The 19,681-nt window shown below is 59.2% G+C and carries 18 protein-coding genes; 5 read left to right on the forward strand and 13 right to left on the reverse strand.

The annotated features are described in order from the left end of the window. Positions 1 to 5: 5 nt before the first annotated feature. From HYZ49_16435 to HYZ49_16450, 4 genes are all read left to right on the forward strand, one after another. Positions 6 to 1,439 (forward strand): hypothetical protein, encoded by a 1,434-nt coding sequence (locus HYZ49_16435; protein MBI3243872.1) that lies wholly within the window; start codon positions 6 to 8, stop codon positions 1,437 to 1,439. A 250-nt stretch (positions 1,440 to 1,689) separates the two neighbouring features. Then, entirely contained in the window at positions 1,690 to 2,817 is a 1,128-nt protein-coding gene (locus HYZ49_16440) for a CapA family protein (GenBank protein MBI3243873.1), read from the forward strand. A gap of 248 nt (positions 2,818 to 3,065) precedes the next feature. Then, the gene (locus HYZ49_16445; GenBank protein MBI3243874.1) at positions 3,066 to 3,386 is read left to right on the forward strand and encodes an FAD-dependent monooxygenase; all 321 of its coding nucleotides are present in this window, start codon (positions 3,066 to 3,068) and stop codon (positions 3,384 to 3,386) included. Next, positions 3,328 to 4,281, forward strand: coding sequence for a hypothetical protein (locus HYZ49_16450; protein ID MBI3243875.1), 954 nt, complete (start codon positions 3,328 to 3,330; stop codon positions 4,279 to 4,281). Before HYZ49_16445 ends, HYZ49_16450 begins: the two co-directional genes overlap by 59 nt. Before the next feature lie 86 nt (positions 4,282 to 4,367). Here HYZ49_16450 and HYZ49_16455 read toward each other — a convergent pair whose 3' ends face one another. From HYZ49_16455 to HYZ49_16515, 13 genes are all read right to left on the reverse strand, one after another. After that, positions 4,368 to 5,402, reverse strand: a complete 1,035-nt coding sequence (locus tag HYZ49_16455) for a hypothetical protein (GenBank protein ID MBI3243876.1) — start codon at positions 5,400 to 5,402, stop codon at positions 4,368 to 4,370. 149 nt (positions 5,403 to 5,551) lie between these two features. Further along, entirely contained in the window at positions 5,552 to 5,980 is a 429-nt protein-coding gene (locus HYZ49_16460) for a hypothetical protein (GenBank protein MBI3243877.1), read from the reverse strand. Positions 5,981 to 6,116: 136 nt separating this feature from the next. Continuing rightward, the gene (locus tag HYZ49_16465) at positions 6,117 to 6,641 is read right to left on the reverse strand and encodes a zf-HC2 domain-containing protein (protein ID MBI3243878.1); all 525 of its coding nucleotides are present in this window, start codon (positions 6,639 to 6,641) and stop codon (positions 6,117 to 6,119) included. Next, the gene (locus HYZ49_16470; protein ID MBI3243879.1) at positions 6,638 to 7,201 is read right to left on the reverse strand and encodes a sigma-70 family RNA polymerase sigma factor; all 564 of its coding nucleotides are present in this window, start codon (positions 7,199 to 7,201) and stop codon (positions 6,638 to 6,640) included. Before HYZ49_16470 ends, HYZ49_16465 begins: the two co-directional genes overlap by 4 nt. Before the next feature lie 193 nt (positions 7,202 to 7,394). Continuing rightward, on the reverse strand, positions 7,395 to 8,375 hold the full coding sequence (locus HYZ49_16475; GenBank protein MBI3243880.1) for a metallophosphoesterase: 981 nt from the start codon (positions 8,373 to 8,375) through the stop codon (positions 7,395 to 7,397). A 9-nt stretch (positions 8,376 to 8,384) separates the two neighbouring features. Then, positions 8,385 to 9,464, reverse strand: a complete 1,080-nt coding sequence (locus HYZ49_16480) for an ATP-binding cassette domain-containing protein (protein MBI3243881.1) — start codon at positions 9,462 to 9,464, stop codon at positions 8,385 to 8,387. Positions 9,465 to 9,469: 5 nt separating this feature from the next. Beyond that, positions 9,470 to 10,501, reverse strand: a complete 1,032-nt coding sequence (locus tag HYZ49_16485; GenBank protein MBI3243882.1) for an ABC transporter ATP-binding protein — start codon at positions 10,499 to 10,501, stop codon at positions 9,470 to 9,472. Positions 10,502 to 10,504: 3 nt separating this feature from the next. Continuing rightward, positions 10,505 to 11,485, reverse strand: coding sequence for an ABC transporter permease (locus HYZ49_16490; GenBank protein ID MBI3243883.1), 981 nt, complete (start codon positions 11,483 to 11,485; stop codon positions 10,505 to 10,507). Continuing rightward, positions 11,485 to 12,462, reverse strand: coding sequence for an ABC transporter permease (locus HYZ49_16495; GenBank protein ID MBI3243884.1), 978 nt, complete (start codon positions 12,460 to 12,462; stop codon positions 11,485 to 11,487). The genes HYZ49_16490 and HYZ49_16495 overlap by 1 nt, the downstream gene beginning before the upstream one ends. A gap of 26 nt (positions 12,463 to 12,488) precedes the next feature. Beyond that, positions 12,489 to 14,183 (reverse strand): ABC transporter substrate-binding protein, encoded by a 1,695-nt coding sequence (locus tag HYZ49_16500; protein MBI3243885.1) that lies wholly within the window; start codon positions 14,181 to 14,183, stop codon positions 12,489 to 12,491. Between the two features lie 165 nt (positions 14,184 to 14,348). Then, the gene (locus HYZ49_16505; GenBank protein ID MBI3243886.1) at positions 14,349 to 16,391 is read right to left on the reverse strand and encodes a CocE/NonD family hydrolase; all 2,043 of its coding nucleotides are present in this window, start codon (positions 16,389 to 16,391) and stop codon (positions 14,349 to 14,351) included. Positions 16,392 to 16,556: 165 nt separating this feature from the next. Next, positions 16,557 to 16,985, reverse strand: coding sequence for an EamA family transporter (locus HYZ49_16510; GenBank protein MBI3243887.1), 429 nt, complete (start codon positions 16,983 to 16,985; stop codon positions 16,557 to 16,559). An 85-nt stretch (positions 16,986 to 17,070) separates the two neighbouring features. Then, complete coding sequence (locus HYZ49_16515; protein MBI3243888.1) at positions 17,071 to 18,474, reverse strand: exo-alpha-sialidase; 1,404 nt, start codon at positions 18,472 to 18,474, stop codon at positions 17,071 to 17,073. A gap of 111 nt (positions 18,475 to 18,585) precedes the next feature. Between HYZ49_16515 and HYZ49_16520 the strand changes: the two genes are divergently transcribed. Beyond that, entirely contained in the window at positions 18,586 to 19,665 is a 1,080-nt protein-coding gene (locus HYZ49_16520; GenBank protein ID MBI3243889.1) for a P1 family peptidase, read from the forward strand. Positions 19,666 to 19,681 lie beyond the last annotated feature (16 nt).

Genomic DNA, 19,681 nt, shown 5'->3' on the forward strand with positions numbered 1-19,681 from the left:
GGATCTTGATGCGCTCACTCGAAATAATAATTCTGCTGTTGAACTTGGTCACCTTGTTGATGGTGTACATCCCGTTACGCCCTCGACTTCGTTGGGTCAAGTTTTTACCCGCCGGGATCGTCGTCATCACCCTCGTGCATCTGATCGTGGAACAATACCGCTGGCAGATGGCGCTCTCTTACGTGTTGACTGCCGTGCTGTTTTTGCTCACTTTGCCGGGTCTGTTGAAAAACACTGACCAAATTCCGCCGCGCGGCGCGTTGGCGTTCGTCGCCGGTGGATTCGCATTCCTGTTGTGGCTCGTTGCCGTCACATTGCCAATCATACTTCCGGTGCCGCGCTTGCCAACGCCGCCCGGTCCTTATGCGGTCGGTTCTGTCTTGTACGATTGGACGGACACGACGCGCGCCGAAACTTATTCGTCCGACCCGAATGCCAAGCGCGAATTGATGGTTCAGATTTGGTATCCCGCCCAACTAATGGCAGATGCCAAGATGACTCCTTTCTTGGACAATTTCGATGCGGCGTTACCCGCGTTCGGCGATTTTCTCGGGGTGCCTTCCTTTACTCTGGAACATTTGCGCCTGGTGCGCACGCATTCTTACGGAGACACGCCGGTTCTGAACGACGGAGCGCCGTACCCCATCATCATTTACTCTCACGGCTACACAGGTTACCGTACCGCCAGCTTTAATCAGATGGAAGCGCTGGCAAGCTCGGGTTATGTTGCCATCGCTATTGACCATCCCTACGCCTCGATGTTCACCGTTTTCTCGGACGGGCGTGTCGTGGTGAATGATCCCGCAATGTTGCCTCCGGCGGGACGAAACCAGCCCGGCGATCAAGAAGCGCGCGAAAAATTGGAAGCGACTCTAGTCGCCGATGAGCGTTTCGTGATGGATCAATTGCAACTCTTGGACGCGGGCAAACTGGATTCGCGCTTTGCAGGGAAACTCGACCTGCAACGAATCGGTTTGACTGGCGTCTCGCTCGGCGGCGGGGCAATGGTCTGGACATGTCATATTGATGTGCGTTGCAAAGCTGGACTCGCCCAGGACGGTTGGTATGAGCCTCTGCCTGAGGGAGTGGTCTCGGAACCGTTGCGCCAGCCGTTCATGTTCATGCAAAGCGAGACGAAAATGTGGAAGATGGACAATCTAGCGCGTCTCGACATGCTGTATCAAGGAGTCAGTGCACCTGCTTTTCATCTTAAGCTCGCGGGTGTCCTCCATGATGACTTTGGCGATTATCCGCTCTTGACGCCGCTCGGCGGGCTTCTGCCAGAGAGGGGCACGTTGAACGGCGAACGCACTCTGCATGTTGTGGATGCATATATGCTCGCGTTCTTTGACAAGTACCTGAAGAATCAGCCGTCGCCGCTGCTGAACGGTCCATCGCTCGATTATCCAGAAGTGCAATTCGAGTCTCACTCGCCTTGAACAGTAACCTAGAGTGCACCGCCCGCGGCAGGATTCCGTATGCCTATATTTACATTCACACAGTGAGGCAAGGCGTAGCGCCGCCCACCGCTGCATCCACCGACTCGCGCTGCGCGCTTGTTGTACTGGCCGGTCTTGGCCGCACAAGTTTGGGCAGGCGTGCGGGTGATGCCCATCGTTGGCCCGACGCAAGAGCAATTTTTGCAGCAGGATTGCACAACCTCAATTTTGAACAGGATCATTGCCACTCATGCCCCGCTGGCCCGCCGCTTTCATCCTCGTTGTCATACTCACTGCTTGCACCCAACCCCCCTCCACACTCATCGTCACCTTGCCACCACCTCGGGTCGCCACTGTTCTACCTGCGGCGACTCTTGCTCCGACCCTCACGCCAACTGCATTACGGCCAACCGCGTCGCCCACGCTCACCCCCTTCCCTTCGGCCACGACTGAACCTTCGCCCACGCCATCCCGCGAAGTATCACTCATGGCCGTCGGCGACCTCATGCTGGCCCGCGCCATTGGCGAGCAAATTCTGGCGCAAGGGCCGCAGTTTGTGTTTGCCGGAGTGCAATCCACATTCGACTCGGCGGACTTGCTGGTGGGCAACCTCGAGTGCGCCATCTCGGATCGCGGCCAGCCGGAGCCGCGCAAAGCCTACACCTTCGCCGCGCCGCCAATTGCCGCCGAGGCGCTGGCTCTGGCCGGGTTTGACGTGTTGAGCCTGGCCAACAATCACGCTTTCGATTACGGCCCTGAGGCCCTCGCCGACACCCAGAGCCTGCTTGATGAACGCGGCATTGCCTACGTGGGCGCAGGCGCAGACGAAACTGCCGCGCACCGGCCTGTGATTGTCGAGCACAATGGCTTGCGGCTTGCTTTTCTGGCTTACGTGAATGTGCTGGTGGAAGATGGGGGATTCGATACCCGCCGCTGGACGGCGACAGCGGACTCACCAGGGGTGGCCTGGGCGAACGCCGACCGCATTCGATCCGACGTGTCTGCCGCCCGCGCCGAAGCCGACGTGATCATCGTTCTTCTGCATTCCGGTTACGAAGGCCGCCTGGAGCCGTCGCCCAATCAGCGCCAGGAGGCGCAGGCCGCCATTGAGGGTGGGGCGGCCCTGGTGCTGGGGGCGCACCCGCACGTTCTACAGCCCGTCGAGCATTATCAAAACGGATTGATCGTTTACAGCCTTGGCAATTTTGTGTTCGACGACTTCGGCTTCCCGGCCAACTACACCGCCATCTTCTCGGCGGCACTCACGCCCGACGGCGTACGTGAGTTCAACTGGATACCGGCCATCGTGGAAGCCGGCCTGCCGCGCCTGGCCACGCCCGACGAGGCCTCGCGCGTGCTGGCGATGCTCGGCCAGTGATATCGACTCTGGGTGTATTCCAGTTTAGTGGTAATGTCATGCTGAGGCCCGCTTTTGGGGCCGAAGCATCTTTGCGCTGGCCTGGAGACCCTTCGCGCCTCACTCTTTGAGCATTGGCGTTCCACCCATTTCGGTTTATAACAAAGCCCATGAAATCGCTGCCAACCCCGGTAGAACTGACTGAGGCAGGTGTCACCTCCTGCCCGCCCGTGCGCCACGCAACACGGATTGGGCGGCTCCACTGACTGATGACGGCTCAACACGACATCATCGTCGTCGGCGCCGGCCCCGGCGGCGCAGCGGCGGCGCAGGTCCTGGCCCGGCGCGGGCTGGACGTTCTGCTTCTCGACAAGTCGAACTTTCCGCGGGACAAAACTTGCGGCGACGGCCTGACGCCGCGCGCTGGTCGCGCTCGACGGCATGGGCCTGCTGAACGAGCTACGACAGATCGGCTGGCTCATCAACGTCGCAAACGTTGTTTCACCCAGAGGCGACACGGTCAGCGTTCGGATGCCAAAATCAGAATCGTGGCCGGACTATTCGCTGATCATTCCGCGCTTCACCCTTGACACCATCATTCTGGAAGGGGCGTTGAAGAGCGGCGCAAAATTTGGCGGCGGCGTTCACGTGACCAACGTAGCGCCGGAAGGTGATGGCGTTTTGGTTACGGGAGACCTTGACGGACGCTCGTTCTCGGTTCGGGGGCGGTTGGTCCTCGTCGCCACCGGTGCGAACCATAAACTATTGCAACAGATGGGACTGCTCAAGCGACCGCCGGGGATGGCGCTCGCGGCGCGGGCTTATTACGAGAATCTCTCCGGCCTGACTGACACGTTTCACTTTCGATTCGACGGCGTGCCTTTGCCCGGCTATGGTTGGCTGTTTCCCACCTCAGCCTCATCGGCCAACGTGGGCGTCATGCTCTGGCCGGGGCGGGGCACGCAGCTCAACACGCGGGCGGCGGTTGAACCGTTCACCCAGAGTCCGAACTTGCGCCCATTGCTGGCCGGGGCGCGCCGCGTCAGTCCGATCAAGGGTTATCCGATCCGGATTGATTTTGCGACCGCGCCGACGTTTGGCGAACGGGTGCTTCTGGCCGGGGAAGCCGCCGGCCTGGTCAACCCGCTCACGGGTGAGGGCATTGACTTTGCCCTCGAATCGGGCCATCTCGCCGCCGAGCATCTGAGCGCCATGTTTGAAAGCGGTGACCTTTCGCCTGAGCGGTTGGCCGGCTACGATCGTTTGTTGCGCCGCCGCTACCAAAGGTTGTTTGTGTTTTGCCATCGCCTACGCAAGCTCTTCCTCAACCGGCCATTCCTCAACCGCCTGGTCACTGCCGCCGACCGTCACGACGATCTCAAGTTGTTGTTGCGGGACATTCTTCTGCAACAGCAGGAAGATTTCGTGGACGTTTCGCCGGCCACCATCCTCAAGGCTTCACTGGCGCTGGTTCGCGCCCCATAACTTTTCGTAGTGAACACTTCTTCGTGCCGACAGACCGACAGACATCGGGCAACGGATCGAACGGCAACACGAAAGCCATTGAAAGCTCACGCCTCAGCCGGAGGCTCCGGTTGAGAGTCGTTGCCGGCGCTGGACGCTGGCCGGGCGCTCTCCAGCGCCAGCAGTTCTCGATAAGTCAGCGTCCAGGCGCTGGACTGGAAAGTCTCGGTCAGGCCGTTCAGGAATAGCAGTGGCGCGCCGATGACCAGAAAAAAGATTGGGGCGCCTACAATGGCGGCGACGATCCAGGGCGTGGGGCCTTCGGTGAACAGGCTGACGATCATCCCCACCAGCAGCGCCGGCAATCCGCCCAACACTACTGCCGCTATCAGCAACACGATGACGAGCGGGATCGTCACAATCACCCAGGCCAGCCCCAGGCCGAACAGGATCAGGCCCATCACGATCACATCACCCAGGCGCTGGCGAACGAGTTGCAGTCCGCGGCGCATGCCTGCCATCACCCCCAGATTCTCCAGCACGACTGCCCGGCGGAAGAACTGCAAGAGCAGTGATAGGACGATGCTCACGGCGATCCCCGCGAAGATCACCAGCATTGCCAGCCCAGCCGTTAGCACGGTACCGAGGACGCGGGCCGGTACGCTGTCGGTCAGCCAGACCAGCAAGGGGGTGGCTGAAATGAGCAGTAACAGCAGGAAAACAACTGTGACACTCACCCCGAGCAGCAAGTCCATCAGGAAGATGCGCAGGGCCGGCCGCGACCAACCCAGGCGAAATCCCTGGCGCACCCCGAGCTTCTCGCCGGCGCCTTCGTGCTGATCCACCATGCGGATCAAGGACGTCTCGGAGACATAGCGCACCACCGCGCCAACCACGGCCAACACCAGCACGACCAGGAGCAGGGCGATCCCGGCAATGATTAAGGCGCTGATCACCTGTGGAGAGATATCAGGCCAGCCTCCTGTGGAAGGGCCGTTGAAGCCGCCGCCGTCACCCCCGCCGCCATTACTGCCGCCTCCGCTCCCGGCGGTGGTGAGGGCCAACAGAATGCCGAACACCCACAGCGCCCGATAATCCAGGGTAATCGAAAACGCGCGTTTTAGAATTTTGAAATGATCCATTGCGATCTCCTTATCGCTCCGCTTCACTTGCCGCCGACTCTGGCAAGACTCCTTTCAAAACTAGAGCCTATGCTACCCCAGAGCGCGCGCATACCCGCGCCGGAGGCGGCCAAGTACAAGCGGTTGTTGGGCGTTCTTTATAATTAGGGCTAATCTTCAGGGTTAGACCACTTCCATGCATAACGGATAATTAGTAAAAGAAGAGCGACTTCTACAGCTGCAGCAAAATACATGTGCACCCAAGCCTCTCCTGCCAAATTAAACAACATATAAGGAATATATACCGTAGCCACGATTATGTTTGTCCAACGATTTACTTTAGCTGACAAGGCGACGGAAAGGAAAATCATAAGAGCTGGAATTACTACAAAAATCATTGCTATCAGTAGAAAGACATATGAAATATCAAATGTAAATACTTTTCCTGCCAGAATATCTTCTATTGAGCCCGGCATATATAAGTGGAAATAATCTACATAGATGTAGAGAAACATAAAACTCGCCCACAGCGCTGCAAGCTTCATTTTGACACCTATTTTCATATCTTCCAGCTCAGTGGTCTTATTGATTGAATTCATTTTTATTGCTCCTTTTTTGAATTATATGGATGAGTTTCACGGAATTGGACCCGATTGACCGAAACCGAATGGCATTCCTAAACTCATAATAGATACGACAATACATTCTGAAAGTTGCGAACGCCTAACAACAGGATCACCCGGCAGTTTCGTCGGCTGAACGATTATGTTTTGAGTGAGCCGCCCACCAACCGGCCAGCCAGCCCCAAAGCAGAGCGGCCAGCACGGCGGTGAACGCCGTGTCGAGCACGAATAATTGGGCCGTCCTCTGGCCGGGGAACCATTCGGTCTGAGCGCCCAGCAGGCCGCCGGACAGCGGGAGCGCCATCAGCACTAGACGGCTCAACAGTAGAACGGCTTGCAGGAAGGCCCATATTCCCAACAGGCTCAGTGGCACGATCAGCCAACCCGCCTGCCGCGTCCGCCGTTGGGCCGGATGAGGTCGGGTTCGTAGCCGCACCTGAGCTACAAAACGCTCAGGGGTTGTGCGCGCTGGCATAGCAGGGTTTTTCTGTAACAGCCCTGATAGAGCTTTCAGCGCCTCCAGCTCGGCCCGGCAGGCGGAGCAATCGCGTAAATGAGTCTCAACCTGGAATAGCCTGGCGCCATACAATTCGCCGTCGTGATAAGCAGTAATCCAGGCAATTACGTGTTCGCTCATGTCTCCTCCAAAAAGCGGCGCAGGATCTGACGAATCTGGCTACGAGCGTAATTCAAGCGGGACATCACGGTTCCGATTGGAATATCCAGTGCGTCGGCAATCTCCTGGTAAGCCATTCCCTCATACTCTCGCAATATCAGCACCGCCCGGCTGGCCGGGGGCAGGCCGAGCACCGCCTGCCGCACCTGCTCGATCTGCTCCTTGCGCTCCAGCGACGCTTCCGGGCCGTCTACGTCCGCTGTCAGAGGCTCGGCCTCGATGGCGATCGTTTCCGTCCTTCGGCGCAAAACGTCTACGGCGACGTTGAGGGCGATGCGGTAGACCCAGTTGCGAAAGGCAAAGCGCGGGTTATAGCGCCGGACGTTCTGCCAGGCGCGGACAAAGGCCTCCTGGGCGGCCTCCTCCGCCAACTGCGGGTCGCCGCACATGCGGTACACCACGTTGAGCACGCCCGGCCGGTGCAGTTCAACCAGTTCGCCGAACGCCTGACGGTCGCCTTGCTGAGCGCAGGCGATCCAATCCAGTTCGTTTGAAATGGTCGAGTCGGCCAATGCGGCCACAGGTTGGCGATCCTTTCTACTTTCTACTTATCATACGAGATTGGAGGTCACTTTATTCGGAATCGGTATTCTAGTTCAGCGCGTGGAGGAGTCAGCAGACCGGCGCGGTCTGCTTCGCACCCACTCCGTTTCACTACGGGGCACTACGCGAGACCGCGCCGGTCTATTTCAGGTCAGTTGTTGGTTGGAAGCGTCACCGAAATACCGTTCCCAGCCCCTTCAGCAACTCGCCCATATTTCCCACCGGCTTTCCAGCGTCGAAAAGCAAATACTGCCCGGCTTCGCGGGGGCGGGCGTGCGTCCAGCTTGCCAGCCGCAGTTGCCGCCCGTCAACGACGGTGTGGCCGCCGCCGAAGACGTTGATGTGGCCGCTGATGAGAAAGTTCTGGCGGGCATAATCCTGCGACAAAGACATCAACGACGATCTCAGAATTGGGCCGTAAGACTCCTGATACTCGTACTCGTTCTTGTTGAAGAGGGCGTCCCAGAGCTGGTCGTACTCGTCGGAGGCGGCGGTCATGAAGATGCCGCGCAGTAAATCGTCGTAGCGGTTTTCGGTGAGGGCGGCAAAACCCAGATTCTCGATCACCATTTCTTCGTAAGGCTGGCCGTTCATTTTTGCCACCCCGGCGCGCAACGAGTCTCGATCCTGCTCGTCCAAGATGGCGTCTACTTTGGCCAGTTCGGCGGCGTGGGAATAGGCGGCCAGGCGTTGCACGCCTTCGGGGGTGATGGCGGCCATGCTGGCCCCGGCGTGAGTGACGGTGACTCCGGCGCGGGTGCGGACGTAAAACGGCAGGCTGTCGAAGAAGGCGATGATCTCCGGGCGGCGGTCGCCCAGGGCCATTTCAAAGCGAGGGGTGTAAATGGCGTTGCCCCGGCCCAGGGTGACGCCGTAAATGTGCGGCATCTCGTGGTTGCCCAGCAGGACGATCAGGGCCGGGCCGAGGTCGTGTTGCAGTTGAATGAGATCGAGGACGATTTTGAGCGAGCCGTCGGCCGGGGCCGGGCCGTCGTTGTGAATGAAGTCGCCGTCCAGGATCAGAATGTCGGCCTGGCCGGCCTCGCGAAGCGCGAGGAAGTGATCGCGATAACGGCAGTAGACGGGGTAGTCGCCATGTAAATCGGTGACGACCATGAGACGGCCCTGATCGAGATCAATGATGCGGCTCATGCGTCTATTTTATCCCACCAATAAACACGCCGCCTCATGATCAATGGCCACTCTTGACAACTTCGGATCGACCTGCGGGCAACGATCGAAGGCGGCGGGGCAACGCGGGTGGAAGCGACAGCCGCCGGGCAGGTTGACCGGGTTGGGCGTCTCACCCTGCAAGATGACGCGCTGGCGGCGCAACCGGGGATTCGGGACGGGGATGACGGAGAGCAAGGCTTTGGTATAAGGGTGCTGGGGATTCTTGAGCACCGTTTGCGTCGGGCCGATCTCGACAATGCGGCCCAGATACATGACGGCGATGCGGTCGGCAAAATAAGCAACCGTGCCGAGATCATGAGTGATGAAGACCAGGCTGATGCCGCGCCTGCGGCGCAGGTCGCGGAGCAGATTCAAAATTTCGGCCCGCACCGATACGTCGAGCATGGAGACCGGCTCGTCGGCGATGAGCAGTTCGGGTTGCAGAACCATGGCGCTGGCGATGACGACGCGCTGGCGCTGGCCGCCGGAGAGTTCGTGTGGGTAGCGCAGGAAGTAATCTTCGGCGGGGCGCAGGCCGGCTTCTTCGAGCGCGGTCTTCACCCGTTGGGCGCGCTCGGCGCGGGGGCGGGCGATGCCATGCACTTCCAGCGGCTCGGCCACAATGTCGAAGATGGTGGCGCGCGGGTTGAGCGACTCGTAAGGGTCTTGAAAGACCATCTGCGCCTGCTGGCGCAGGCGCTTCATGGAGACTCTTGGGGTGACGAGTTGCTCGCGCGTGCCGGGGCCGCCGGTCGGTGTGGGTTCCAGAGTGAGCATGGCGGCCCGCACCCGCCGCCCCATTGCGCCGACGGCCTGACCGTTGAATAAAATATCGCCCTCGGTTTGCTCCTCAAGGCCGATCAGTGTTTTGGCAATCGTCGTCTTGCCACAGCCCGACTCGCCCACCAGGGCCAGCACTTCGCCGCGCGCCAGTGAGAACGAAACACCGTCCACCGCCTTGACGAAATTCGGCGGGCGGCGGCTCAGCATATCCAGGATAGGCTGTTGCATCGCGAAATATTTTTTCAGGTTGCGGATTTCGAGCATGGGCCGCCCGTTCGGAGAGATGGCGCTCATGAGTATTGAACCTCCTGGCCCTGGCAGAGGTGGCAGGCGGCAAGGTGACGCTTGGCAAAGGATGAAGGGTGAAGGATGAAGGATGAATCGGGCGCTGAGGTCACAGCGATGAGTCTTGGGGAGAGGGTGGAGCAAACGTCAATGCGTTTGTGGCAACGCGGCTCGAAGCGGCAACCGGGGGGCAGGGCGTTTAACCGTGGCGGCGACCCCGGAATGGAGGCCAGCGTGTCGCCGGGTTGATTTAGATCGGGGAAGGCTTCGAGCAGGCGTTGGGTGTACGGGTGTTGCGGCGCGTTGTAGACTTGATCAATCGGGCCGTACTCGGCCACCTTGCCGCCGTACATGACCACCACCGAGTCGCACACTTCGGCCACCACCCCAAGATCGTGCGTGACCAGCACCACCGCCAGCCCAAACTCGGTTTGAATCTTCTTGAGCAGTTCCAGCACCTGGGCTTGCACCATCACGTCGAGGGCTGTGGTGGGTTCGTCGGCGAAGAGCAGGCGCGGCTTGCAGGCCAGAGCCATGGCAATCATCGCCCGTTGCCTCATGCCGCCTGAGTATTGGTGCGGATACTGCTCTTTGCGCGACTTGGCAATGCCCACCAGGTCGAGCAATTCTTCCACGCGTTTGTTGGCATTCTCACGACCCATCAGGCCGTGTTGCAAAATGGCTTCGCGGATTTGCTGGCCGATTGTGTAAACCGGATTGAGGGCGTTCATGGCGCTTTGAAAGACCATCGCCATTTCCTTCCAGCGATAATCGCGCATCTCGACCTCGCTCAGGTTCAGCAGGTCTCTGCCGTCGAACAGCACCTGGCCGCGCGTGATCCGGCCCGACGACGGCAGAAGGCGCATGAGCGACATCATGGTCGTCGTCTTGCCGCAACCCGATTCGCCCACCAGCCCCAGCGTCTCGCCCGGATGCACATCGAATGAGACATCTTCCAGGGCATGAGCGATTTTGCCATCTGCGCCAATGAAATCGGTGCTGAGGTGACGGACGCTGAGGAGAGGTTGACCGGCCATGTTTTATCGCCCCGGTTCCGGGGTGGGAGCCGCCACTGAGTCGGCGGGGCGGGCCACCATTTTGGACTCGTCTTCAAGATGGTGCGAGGCCAGTCGCGGGTTGAGCAATTCTTCCAGCACGTTGCCCAGCAGAACACAGCCCAGCGTTACCCACACAATGGCCAGACCGGGCGGCAGGTAAAACCACCACGCCCCGTTGGAAATGGCATTGCGGTCGAAGGCGAAGTTGATCATCGTGCCCCACGACGGCTGAGACGGATCGCCCAGCCCCAAAAACGCCAGGCCCGATTCGACCAGGATGGCCGTCGAGACGATGAGCACGGTGTTGGCGACGATGAGGGGCATGATTTGCGGCACGATGTGCCGCATGATGATGTGGCTATGGCCGGCGCCGATGGCTCGGGCTCGGGCCACAAACTGTCTTTCTTTGATCGTCAGCACTTGTGAGCGGATGAGGCGGGCCGTGCTCGTCCAGTACAGCAGGCCAATTACCAGAATCAGAATCACAAATGGCGAGATGCCCAAATTGCGCTGCCGCACGGCGGCGACAATGATCAACATCAGGGGAATGTCGGGAATGACGAGCAGAACGTCGGTGGTTCGCATGAGCAGGGTGTCTATCTTGCCCCCGAAGTAGCCGGACAGAATGCCAAACAAACTGCCGACGGCCATCGAGAGAAAGCCAGCCAGAAAGCCAATGGTGAGCGAGATGCGCGAACCGTAGGCCAACTGCGACCAAATGTCGTGCCCGGCGTCGTCGGTGCCAAGCGGGCCATGCTCGGCGGGTGAGGCAAACGTCATCGCCTTGCCGTTGGCATCGCGGATGGTGTCGGAAGTGCCATAGGGAGTCAGCCAGGGCGCGAAGAACGCCAGAAACAACGACGAGAATAGGAGAAACGCGCCCAACAAACCGGGCCGGTTGCCCCGGAACACTTTCCAGAAGTCGAGCAGGTTGCGTTTGATGAGACTCCAGCGTTCGGACATTACGTTGCCTTCACTCTCGGATCAAGGTAGGTGTAAATGATGTCGGCCAGCAGGTTGGCCCCAATGACGGCCACGGCCAGCAACAGGAAAGCGCCCTGGAGCAAAGGGAAGTCCTGCTTGTCGAGCGCCTCTTGAAACAGCTTGCCCAGGCCATCGTAGGAGAAGACCGTCTCAATGTAAATCGCCCCGGCGACGGTGAAGCCCAGGTTGAGAGCGACGAGGGTGACGATGGGCAACATGGCATTCTTGAGCGCGTGGCGGCGCAGAACCTGCCAGTGGCTCAATCCTTTGGCTTTGGCGGTGAGGATGTAATCTTCGCTCAACACTTCCAGCACCGACGAACGCATGATGAGCATGTACTCGCCGAGATAAACGACGGTGAAAGTGAGGGTGGGCAGGACGAGATGAACGGCCACGTCCGGCCACACCTCCCACAGCGGCTTGCCAATGTTCTCCGGTTGAACCGTGCCGCCGGTGGGCAGGCCCAGCCAGGTGCTACCCGCCGCCAGTAAAATGATGCCCAGCCAAAAAGTGGGGATGGCCCAGGTGACCAGCGAAAACGTCAACGAGCCAACATCCACCGCTGTCTTGCGCTTCCAACCCGCAAACAACCCCAGGGCGATGCCAAGCGCAATCGAGAAGGTCTGGCCGAGAGTGACCAGCAAAAGCGTGTTGCCGAGTTTGGTGGTGAGGATGTCGGAGACCGGGCGGCGCAGTGACCACGAGATGCCCAGGTTGCCTTTAGCCCATTGGCCTAAAGTAGCAAAGAACTGATCGGGGAACACGGGTTTATCCAGCCCGAACTGTGCGCGTAACGCATCCTGCGACTCTTTGGAAATACGGACATTACGCCCGATGACGGCGCGCACCGGATCGCCGGGCAAGACGCGGAACAGCAGAAAATCCAGCGTCACCACCACGGCCAATGTAATCAGAGCGATGACGACTTTGCGGAGCAGATAATCGCGTCGATTCATCGGACCTCCTTCAGGCTTCAGGCAGGCTACTTCACTGGCTCGGCATGTTGCAGAACCAGCGCGTCGGTAATATTGGCGTTAGGCTGGTCGAGCTGGAAATTGGTGAAACGATCTGAGCGGTAGGCGTAGAGATCGTCGTAATTGTAAAGTACGATGTACGGATTGTCCTTGAACAACATCTCCTGCATCTTCCAAATGATCTGCTGGCGGTCTGCCGGGTCGCCGGACTTTTGCTGATCGAGATACAACTGATCGTAGTCCGAGTTGCAATAGCCGCTGTCGCTCCAACCGCCCACGACGAACTGATCGCAGAGCATGATGCTCAGGATGAAGTCCGGGTCGGGGTCGCCGCCCCAGCCCCAAATGACCAGGTCGTAATCGCCGACGCCGGTGGTGGCGGCGATCAGCGTGTCGGCGTCCACGGCCTCCGGGCTGGCCTTGATGCCAATGTCCTTGAGCCAGTTGGAGATCAAATCGGCGTCGCGGGCATATTCGGACGAGGTCGCATCATACTGCAACCGCATCTCCAACCTCACCCCGTCTTTCTCCCGGATTCCGTCCGCGCCTTTGGCATAACCGGCATCGTCGAGAATTTGGTTGGCTTTTGCCGGGTCAAACTGAACATCCTGCACGTTGGAATTGTGCCAGAAGCCGCCGCCCAAAGCCGGAGCGACGATTGACCAGCCGGGCTTGCCCAGCCCCTGAAACACAATGTCCACCAGGTCTTGTTTGTTGATGGCCTGAGCAATGGCCAGCTTCACTTGCGGGTCTTTCAGCGCCGGGTTGCCGGTGGGGGCCGTGTCGTTGTCGTCGCGCACCGAGTTGACAATCAACTCGTCGAACGAACGGCTCGGCAGGTTGACGGCCACCACGTTATCAAATGTCTTCACCGTCTCAAAGGCGCTGTTCGGCACGAGGTTGATCACGTCAATATCGCCCACCTTCAAGGCTTGCACCAATGCGTCCGAGTTGTCGAACGTCTGGAAGATGAGCTGATCGACGACGGGCCGCCCGTCATAGAAATCCGGGTCGGCGTCGAGGATCAGGACGTTTTGATCCTTTTCCCACGTTTTGAGGCTGAAGGCCCCGCTTCCAATCAACTGGTCGTTGGTAAAGTTCTGTAAGGCCTCGGTGGTGTCGAGAGGCTCGAAGTCTGCCCGCCAGAGCGCGTACAGGAACGACACCCGGTATTCCATGTTGCTGATGGGATAGTCGAGGGTGATCTGCACCGTCTTGTCGTCGAGGGCAGTTATTTCTTTGAAGCCGTTGGTGTAGTTGACCAGGGTGGCCCAGCCCTCGGGGTCATTGTGAATCTCGTTGATGCTCCAGGCCACATCTTCCGCTGTGAGCGGCGTGCCGTTGTGATACTTGATATTGTCTTTGAGGGTAAACGTCCAGGTCAGGTTATCGTCGGAGTGAGACCAACTGGCGGCCAGGTCGCCGTAGTACTGGCCGTCGAGGCCTTCCTTGACGAGCGAGCTGTAGACCAGATCGAAGATGGTATAGGACGCGGCCAAAAAGGCATAAGCCGGGTTGAGCGTGTCAGGGGGGAATTGACTGCCAATTTTCATCACCACCGGCTCACCCGAAGCGGGCGCGGTCGTGGCCGCCGGTTGGGTGGCGACGGGCGCGGCAGTGGTGGCGCTCCCGCTGCCGCAGGCCGAAACCATAATGGTCAGGGTCAGTAGAACGGGTAAATACCAGTGTCGTTTCGTGGACATGTGTCTCCTCCTGATGATTTGGTTGTAAGTTGTGGCCGTCGGCCACACGGCGTTTTGTGCCCTTAGAGTAGCACGATTATTTGGATCGGGCAATCAGAGTCATAACACGGATGCGTGGAATTTAACGGATCGATCTGTTCGCTTCGCGTTCCACGCATCCATGTTCTACACCATGTCACGCGGCACGGCAAATGTCCACGTTTTGCTGAAGACGCGCGTGTTCCCCTCGTGAGCATTCACACTGTTCGTGACCCGGAAAGTCGTCGCGTCTGAGGTCATCAGGCTCGACGTTTCAATGCGAACGCGCCAGTCGCCGCGCCGCAGTTCAGCCGAACGATCACACTTCACCGTTGCCGAGAGCGGGTCGCCTTCGACGATGGTGTAAGTGTCAGTGTCGTCGTTGTCGTACTCCAAACCGTCGGGATAGCGCGCGCGCCCCGAGTCGTTGTGATCCACCAGAGTGTGTTTGCCGCTGATCAAATCATGATGCACTTCACGCGAGCGGTTGGCGACGCGCAAGGTTGTCAACGAGAGCGGCGTGGAAACTTCGGGCGGCTCAAACGGCTGGAGAGTCGAATCGGCAGGCTGAGCAAATCGCGTAGGCAGATTCAAATAACTGTTTGATCCTGTGAAGAGGGTAAGAATGACAGGCTTGGGTGAGGGCCAGGCAAACGGCCAATACGTCGGGGAGACCGCCACTCGAATCCGGTGGCCTTTGGCTATCGAATACCCGATTGCGTTTAGCTTCACTGTCACGGTATAACGTTTGCCCGGTTCAACGAGCGACGGCTCCTCGTGAGAGTCGCGGTGGGTGAGGTTGAGCAGGCCTCGGGTGATTAACGTCGAAGTCCCCCTTGGTGAAACGTCGCACAGTCGGACAGCGATCAGCGCGTTCGGTTGATCCACCGACACGCTCAGAGTTGCTTCGGGGAAGCCGAGAATGTCGAGTGGCGAGTCGAGCGGCGCCGAGTCGAAGCAGAGCGAGAGGGCGTCGTCGGGGCGCTGATCGGTCGGAAAATCGCCGGGCAGACCATAGGCACACCACACGCCCGCCATCAAGCCATTGGCTTGCGCGCCGGTGAGAGTGAGTTGAGATTCTGGGGCAGAGGTCTTGGAGAGGCCGTTGTTGGTAATTAGTAATTGGTGATTGGTTATTGAGGCTGGCGGCCAGGTGGAGTCGGCAACCCACTTGCCCGGCCAGCGAGGGTGATGCGCGGCAGGCGGCACACTATCCAAAATATAGGAGCGCAACATTGGCTCTTCCATGATGCCAGTGCCGTAGGTCCCTTTGAGCCAGTAATCCCACCAGCGCAAACATTCCTGGTTGAAGCCGATGGCCGGTTCCGGCACGCCTTCTTCGGGATAGTTATGCGCCCACGGGCCGATGAGGCCCTTGCGCGGGCAGGAGAGATTTTCGAACAAACGCGGGATGGCGTTTGTGTAAGCATCGGCCCAGCCGCCGATAGCATAGACGGCGCAGGTAATGTCGCCGTAGGGGCGGTTCACGAACCGCCCCTCCTCACACACCGAGCCGTGTTTCCAAAACGCATCGCGCCGCTGGTGCGTAAGCCAGGCCTCGACAAAGGGCGGCGTGTTTTCGAGCCGGTTGAGCCACATCTCGCGCCAGCGCTCGCCGACGAATTTTGGATCGGGCGGCTTGGCGTTGTAGAGGAGCATGATGGACGCCCAGGACAGCATTTCGTCGGCCAGCAGACAGCCGCCCATGTAATGCACGTCGTCGGCGTAGCGGTCGTCGGTGGAGCAGACGGTGATGATGGCTTTGAGTTCGGGCGGCCTGCGGGCGGCGATTTGCAAGCCGTTGAAGCCGCCCCACGATTTGCCGATGATGCCGACGTTGCCAGAGCACCATTTTTGCGCCGCGATCCACTTCAACACTTCGAGCGCATCGTCCTGCTCTCGAAGCAAATACTCGTCGAGCAGGAGGCCGTCGGAGTCGCCACTGCCGCGCATGTCCACCCGCACGCAGGCGTAGCCGTGCCCGGCGACGTAGGGATGCCGGATCGAGTCGCGGAGGGCCGTGCCGTCATTCTTGCGATACGGAATGTATTCGAGAATGGCGGGAACAGGATTGCTTTCAGCGTCAACCGGCAACCAGATGCGGGCGGCCAGCTTTGTGCCGTCGGCCAGCGGGATGAAGGTGTTTTCGATTTCGCGAGTGGGGTGAGGGAGGGCGGTTTTGATTTGCATTTCTTTTGAAGTCAGAGGGCAGTAAGGGGTGCTCTCTAATCCGCTAATAGTCTCTGGTTCTTTGATGCCCTTTGTTCCTTCGGCGGCGGCATCCCAGCAGGGGCCGGGTAACTTAAGATCAAAGGTGATGGGCGGATTAGATGGCGACTCTCGGGCCTACCAATTCTATTTTCGATTGACCATCACCAACCCAACAATGCAAACCACCACGCCGATCAGATTCGTCAGTGTGATTTTGTCTTTGAACAGCAACAGCCCCACAGGAATCAAAATCAAGGCGCTGGCGACGTTGGTGACCGTGCCAGCGATGCCGAGATTCCAGCCCGAACGGTAGACGAGCAAAAATCCCATTTCCAGGCCGACGAGGGCGAAGGCTAACGCGAGGCTGGCCCAATTCAACTGCTTGAAGGCGTTGCTCAGCCCATCTTTGATCGGGTAGAAAGGGATGAGGCCCAGGCAGAGCACAAGCGACGTAGCGTAAGTGACGAGGAGGGCAAGGGCCGGATTGGCGTTGACTGGAGTGAGCTTTTGAAAAAGGTGATAGAGAGCGCTGGAGACGACGGCAAGGCTGATGGAAAAATAGAAGAGAAACATAAGGCTTTGCCACGAATCGCTTTGCGCGAATGATCACGAAACCTTTGTTCTTCGTGTAAATTCGTGCAATTCGTGGCTGGTGTTTTTACCTGCCCTTCGTATACCAAATTGACCCCGGGCTGTCGTAGCTGTAGCCTTCGCCCATAATCACATGGGTGTTGCCCTGATCGTCAATGTCCATCTCGTAGTAGTCGCCGAACGGGAAGCGGAAGCCGTCGGCGGTGATGTAACTATGCCCGGCGACGAAGGTCGAAATGTCAACTTCAGACGACCAGGTTAAGCCGCTGTTGGTGGAACTACGGTAGTAAGTATTCCAGAATCCGCTGGGCGAGCGAGCATCCATCCACGAGATGCGAACGTCGCCAGCGGCTCCGGCGGCGATGGCCGGGAAGGCGTGCGGCGTGTTGGCAGGCGCGAGCGACACGTCCGCTTTGGTTGACCATGTCCCACCGCCGTTGGTGGATTTGGCGAAGTAGATGCGGCTCGGGGTTTTGTCGGTCACGTTTGAATTCCACAACGCATACAAAGTGCCTGCCGCGTCCGAGGCCATCGTCATTTGTGCGCCGAGGTAAGCCCAGCCGCATAAGTAGGCCGAGCAGTCCGGCGGCGCGCCTGACACGTCGAGCACAGTGTTTGTCCAAGTGGCCCCGCCGTCCGACGATTTGCTCACGTACAAATTCACTGGCCCTTTCGCGCCGCCGTTTTGTTTGTAACCGGCCCACGAGAAGTACACACTGCCGTCGGGCGTTACCGTGCCGCCGCCCGCCAGCGACCAGCCCAGCTTGGCATTTGGATTGATCTGAGCAACAGTGAACGTTGCGCCGCCATTGTGCGACGAAGCCGCCCATACTTTTTGGGCATGGTTGAAGACCACGTACACGTTCTGGCCGCGCACGGCCAGGATGGGCTTGTCGGTTCCGGCGTTGGTGCTTTCGGCGGTGACAACCGACCACGTTGCTCCAAAGTCAATGGACTTGGCGACGACAGTGTCGCTCTTTCCGTTCTGCAACCACGAAGCGTACATGGTTTGACCGTCAACCGGGTCAACCACAATTTGCGCATCCCACTGGCCGGTTCCGGGCGGGGCAATCTGCGTCGGCGCGGCCCATGTCGCGCCGCGATCATTGCTGATTTGCAGAATCATGGTCGGGTTGGGACAAGACGGGCAACCCGGAACGCCCAGGTATTGCGGGTAGAGCATGTAGACGTGTCCGAAACGATCGGCGGCAATGGCCGGTTCCCATTGATCGCCCGAAGTGTAGCCGAGTCGGGTTTGTGCAGAGAAGCCGCCAGCCAGCGGCGGCAAAGCCGCCGTCGTCCTTTGAACGACCGGCGCATTCACCACACTCGCCAGCACCGTTCCACTACGGCGCTTGGCCTTGAGTCCCGCGCCGCTCCCGGCGCTGATCAGCATCGTCAACAATACAACCAGCAATAGAAGGAGTGTTGATTGATACAGCCACGAACGTGATGGACGGGTTGTGTTCATGTCGGCCTCCAGCGAAGATTTGTCACAGTATAGAGTCAAAGCGAATGATGTCAAGCGGCTGTTTGAGAGACCGGGTTATACTTGTCGCACTTCATTCTCAGGAGGAATTTTATGACCCGCGCTCGACTTCGTGATCTCGGCATCACTATCGGCACTTATCCCGCTGGCCCGAACAACGCCATCACCGACGTGCCCGGCGTGTGGGTGGGTCACACCACGCTCATCCACGACGGACCACGAATCGCCCGCACCGGGGTGACGGTGATCGCGCCGCGTGAGGGCAATATCTGGAAGGATAATGCGTTTGCGGGCTTTCACTCGTTCAACGGGTGCGGCGAGATGACGGGCATGCACTGGCTCACCGAGTCCGGCCTGCTCTGTTCGCCTATTGCGATCACCAACACCCATCAGGTGGGGCTGGTGCATGAAGCGATGGTGAGCTACGGCCACGAGCGCGGCCACACCGACATTGGCGCTCTGCCGGTGGTGGCCGAAACGTGGGACGGCTGGCTGAACGACGCTGACGCCCATCAACTCACGAAAGAGCATGTCTACGCCGCGCTGGACAACGCCGCCCCCGGCTTGGTGGCCGAGGGTTGTGTAGGCGGCGGAACCGGCATGATTTGCAACGACTTCAAGGGCGGCATCGGCACTTCGTCGCGCGTTGTCGAAACCAAGAGCGGCACGTACACAATTGGGGCGCTGGTGCAGGCCAATCACGGCGACCGTAACTTGTTTCGGATAGACGGGGTTCCGGTTGGGCGCGAAATTCCGGCGACGCACACACCCATGCCCTGGGGCGAAGCGCCCGACACCAGTTCCATCATCATCATCGTCGCCACCGATGCGCCGTTAATCCCGACCCAGTGCAACCGGCTGGCCCAGCGGGCCACAGTCGGTCTGGCGCGCACGGGTGGCATTGGCCACAATGGCAGTGGCGACATCTTTCTGGCCTTTGCCACCGGCAACCACTTCGCCGATCACGGCGAGTCGCTCTACGATTTGAAGATGATGCCGCATCATCACCTGAACGAGATATTTGAAGCTGAGGCTGAAGTGGTGGAAGAAGCAATCCTGAACGTGCTGACGGCGGCGGAGACCACGACCGGCTTCAAGGGCCGCACGGCGCATGCGTTGCCGTTGGAGGAGGTGAGGAGAGTGATGGAGAAATATAACAGGAAGCTATTATGATATACAGACTTGGCAC

This window comes from Chloroflexota bacterium, from assembly GCA_016197225.1.
In the GTDB taxonomy this organism is placed as follows: Bacteria; Chloroflexota; Anaerolineae; order Anaerolineales; family VGOW01; genus VGOW01.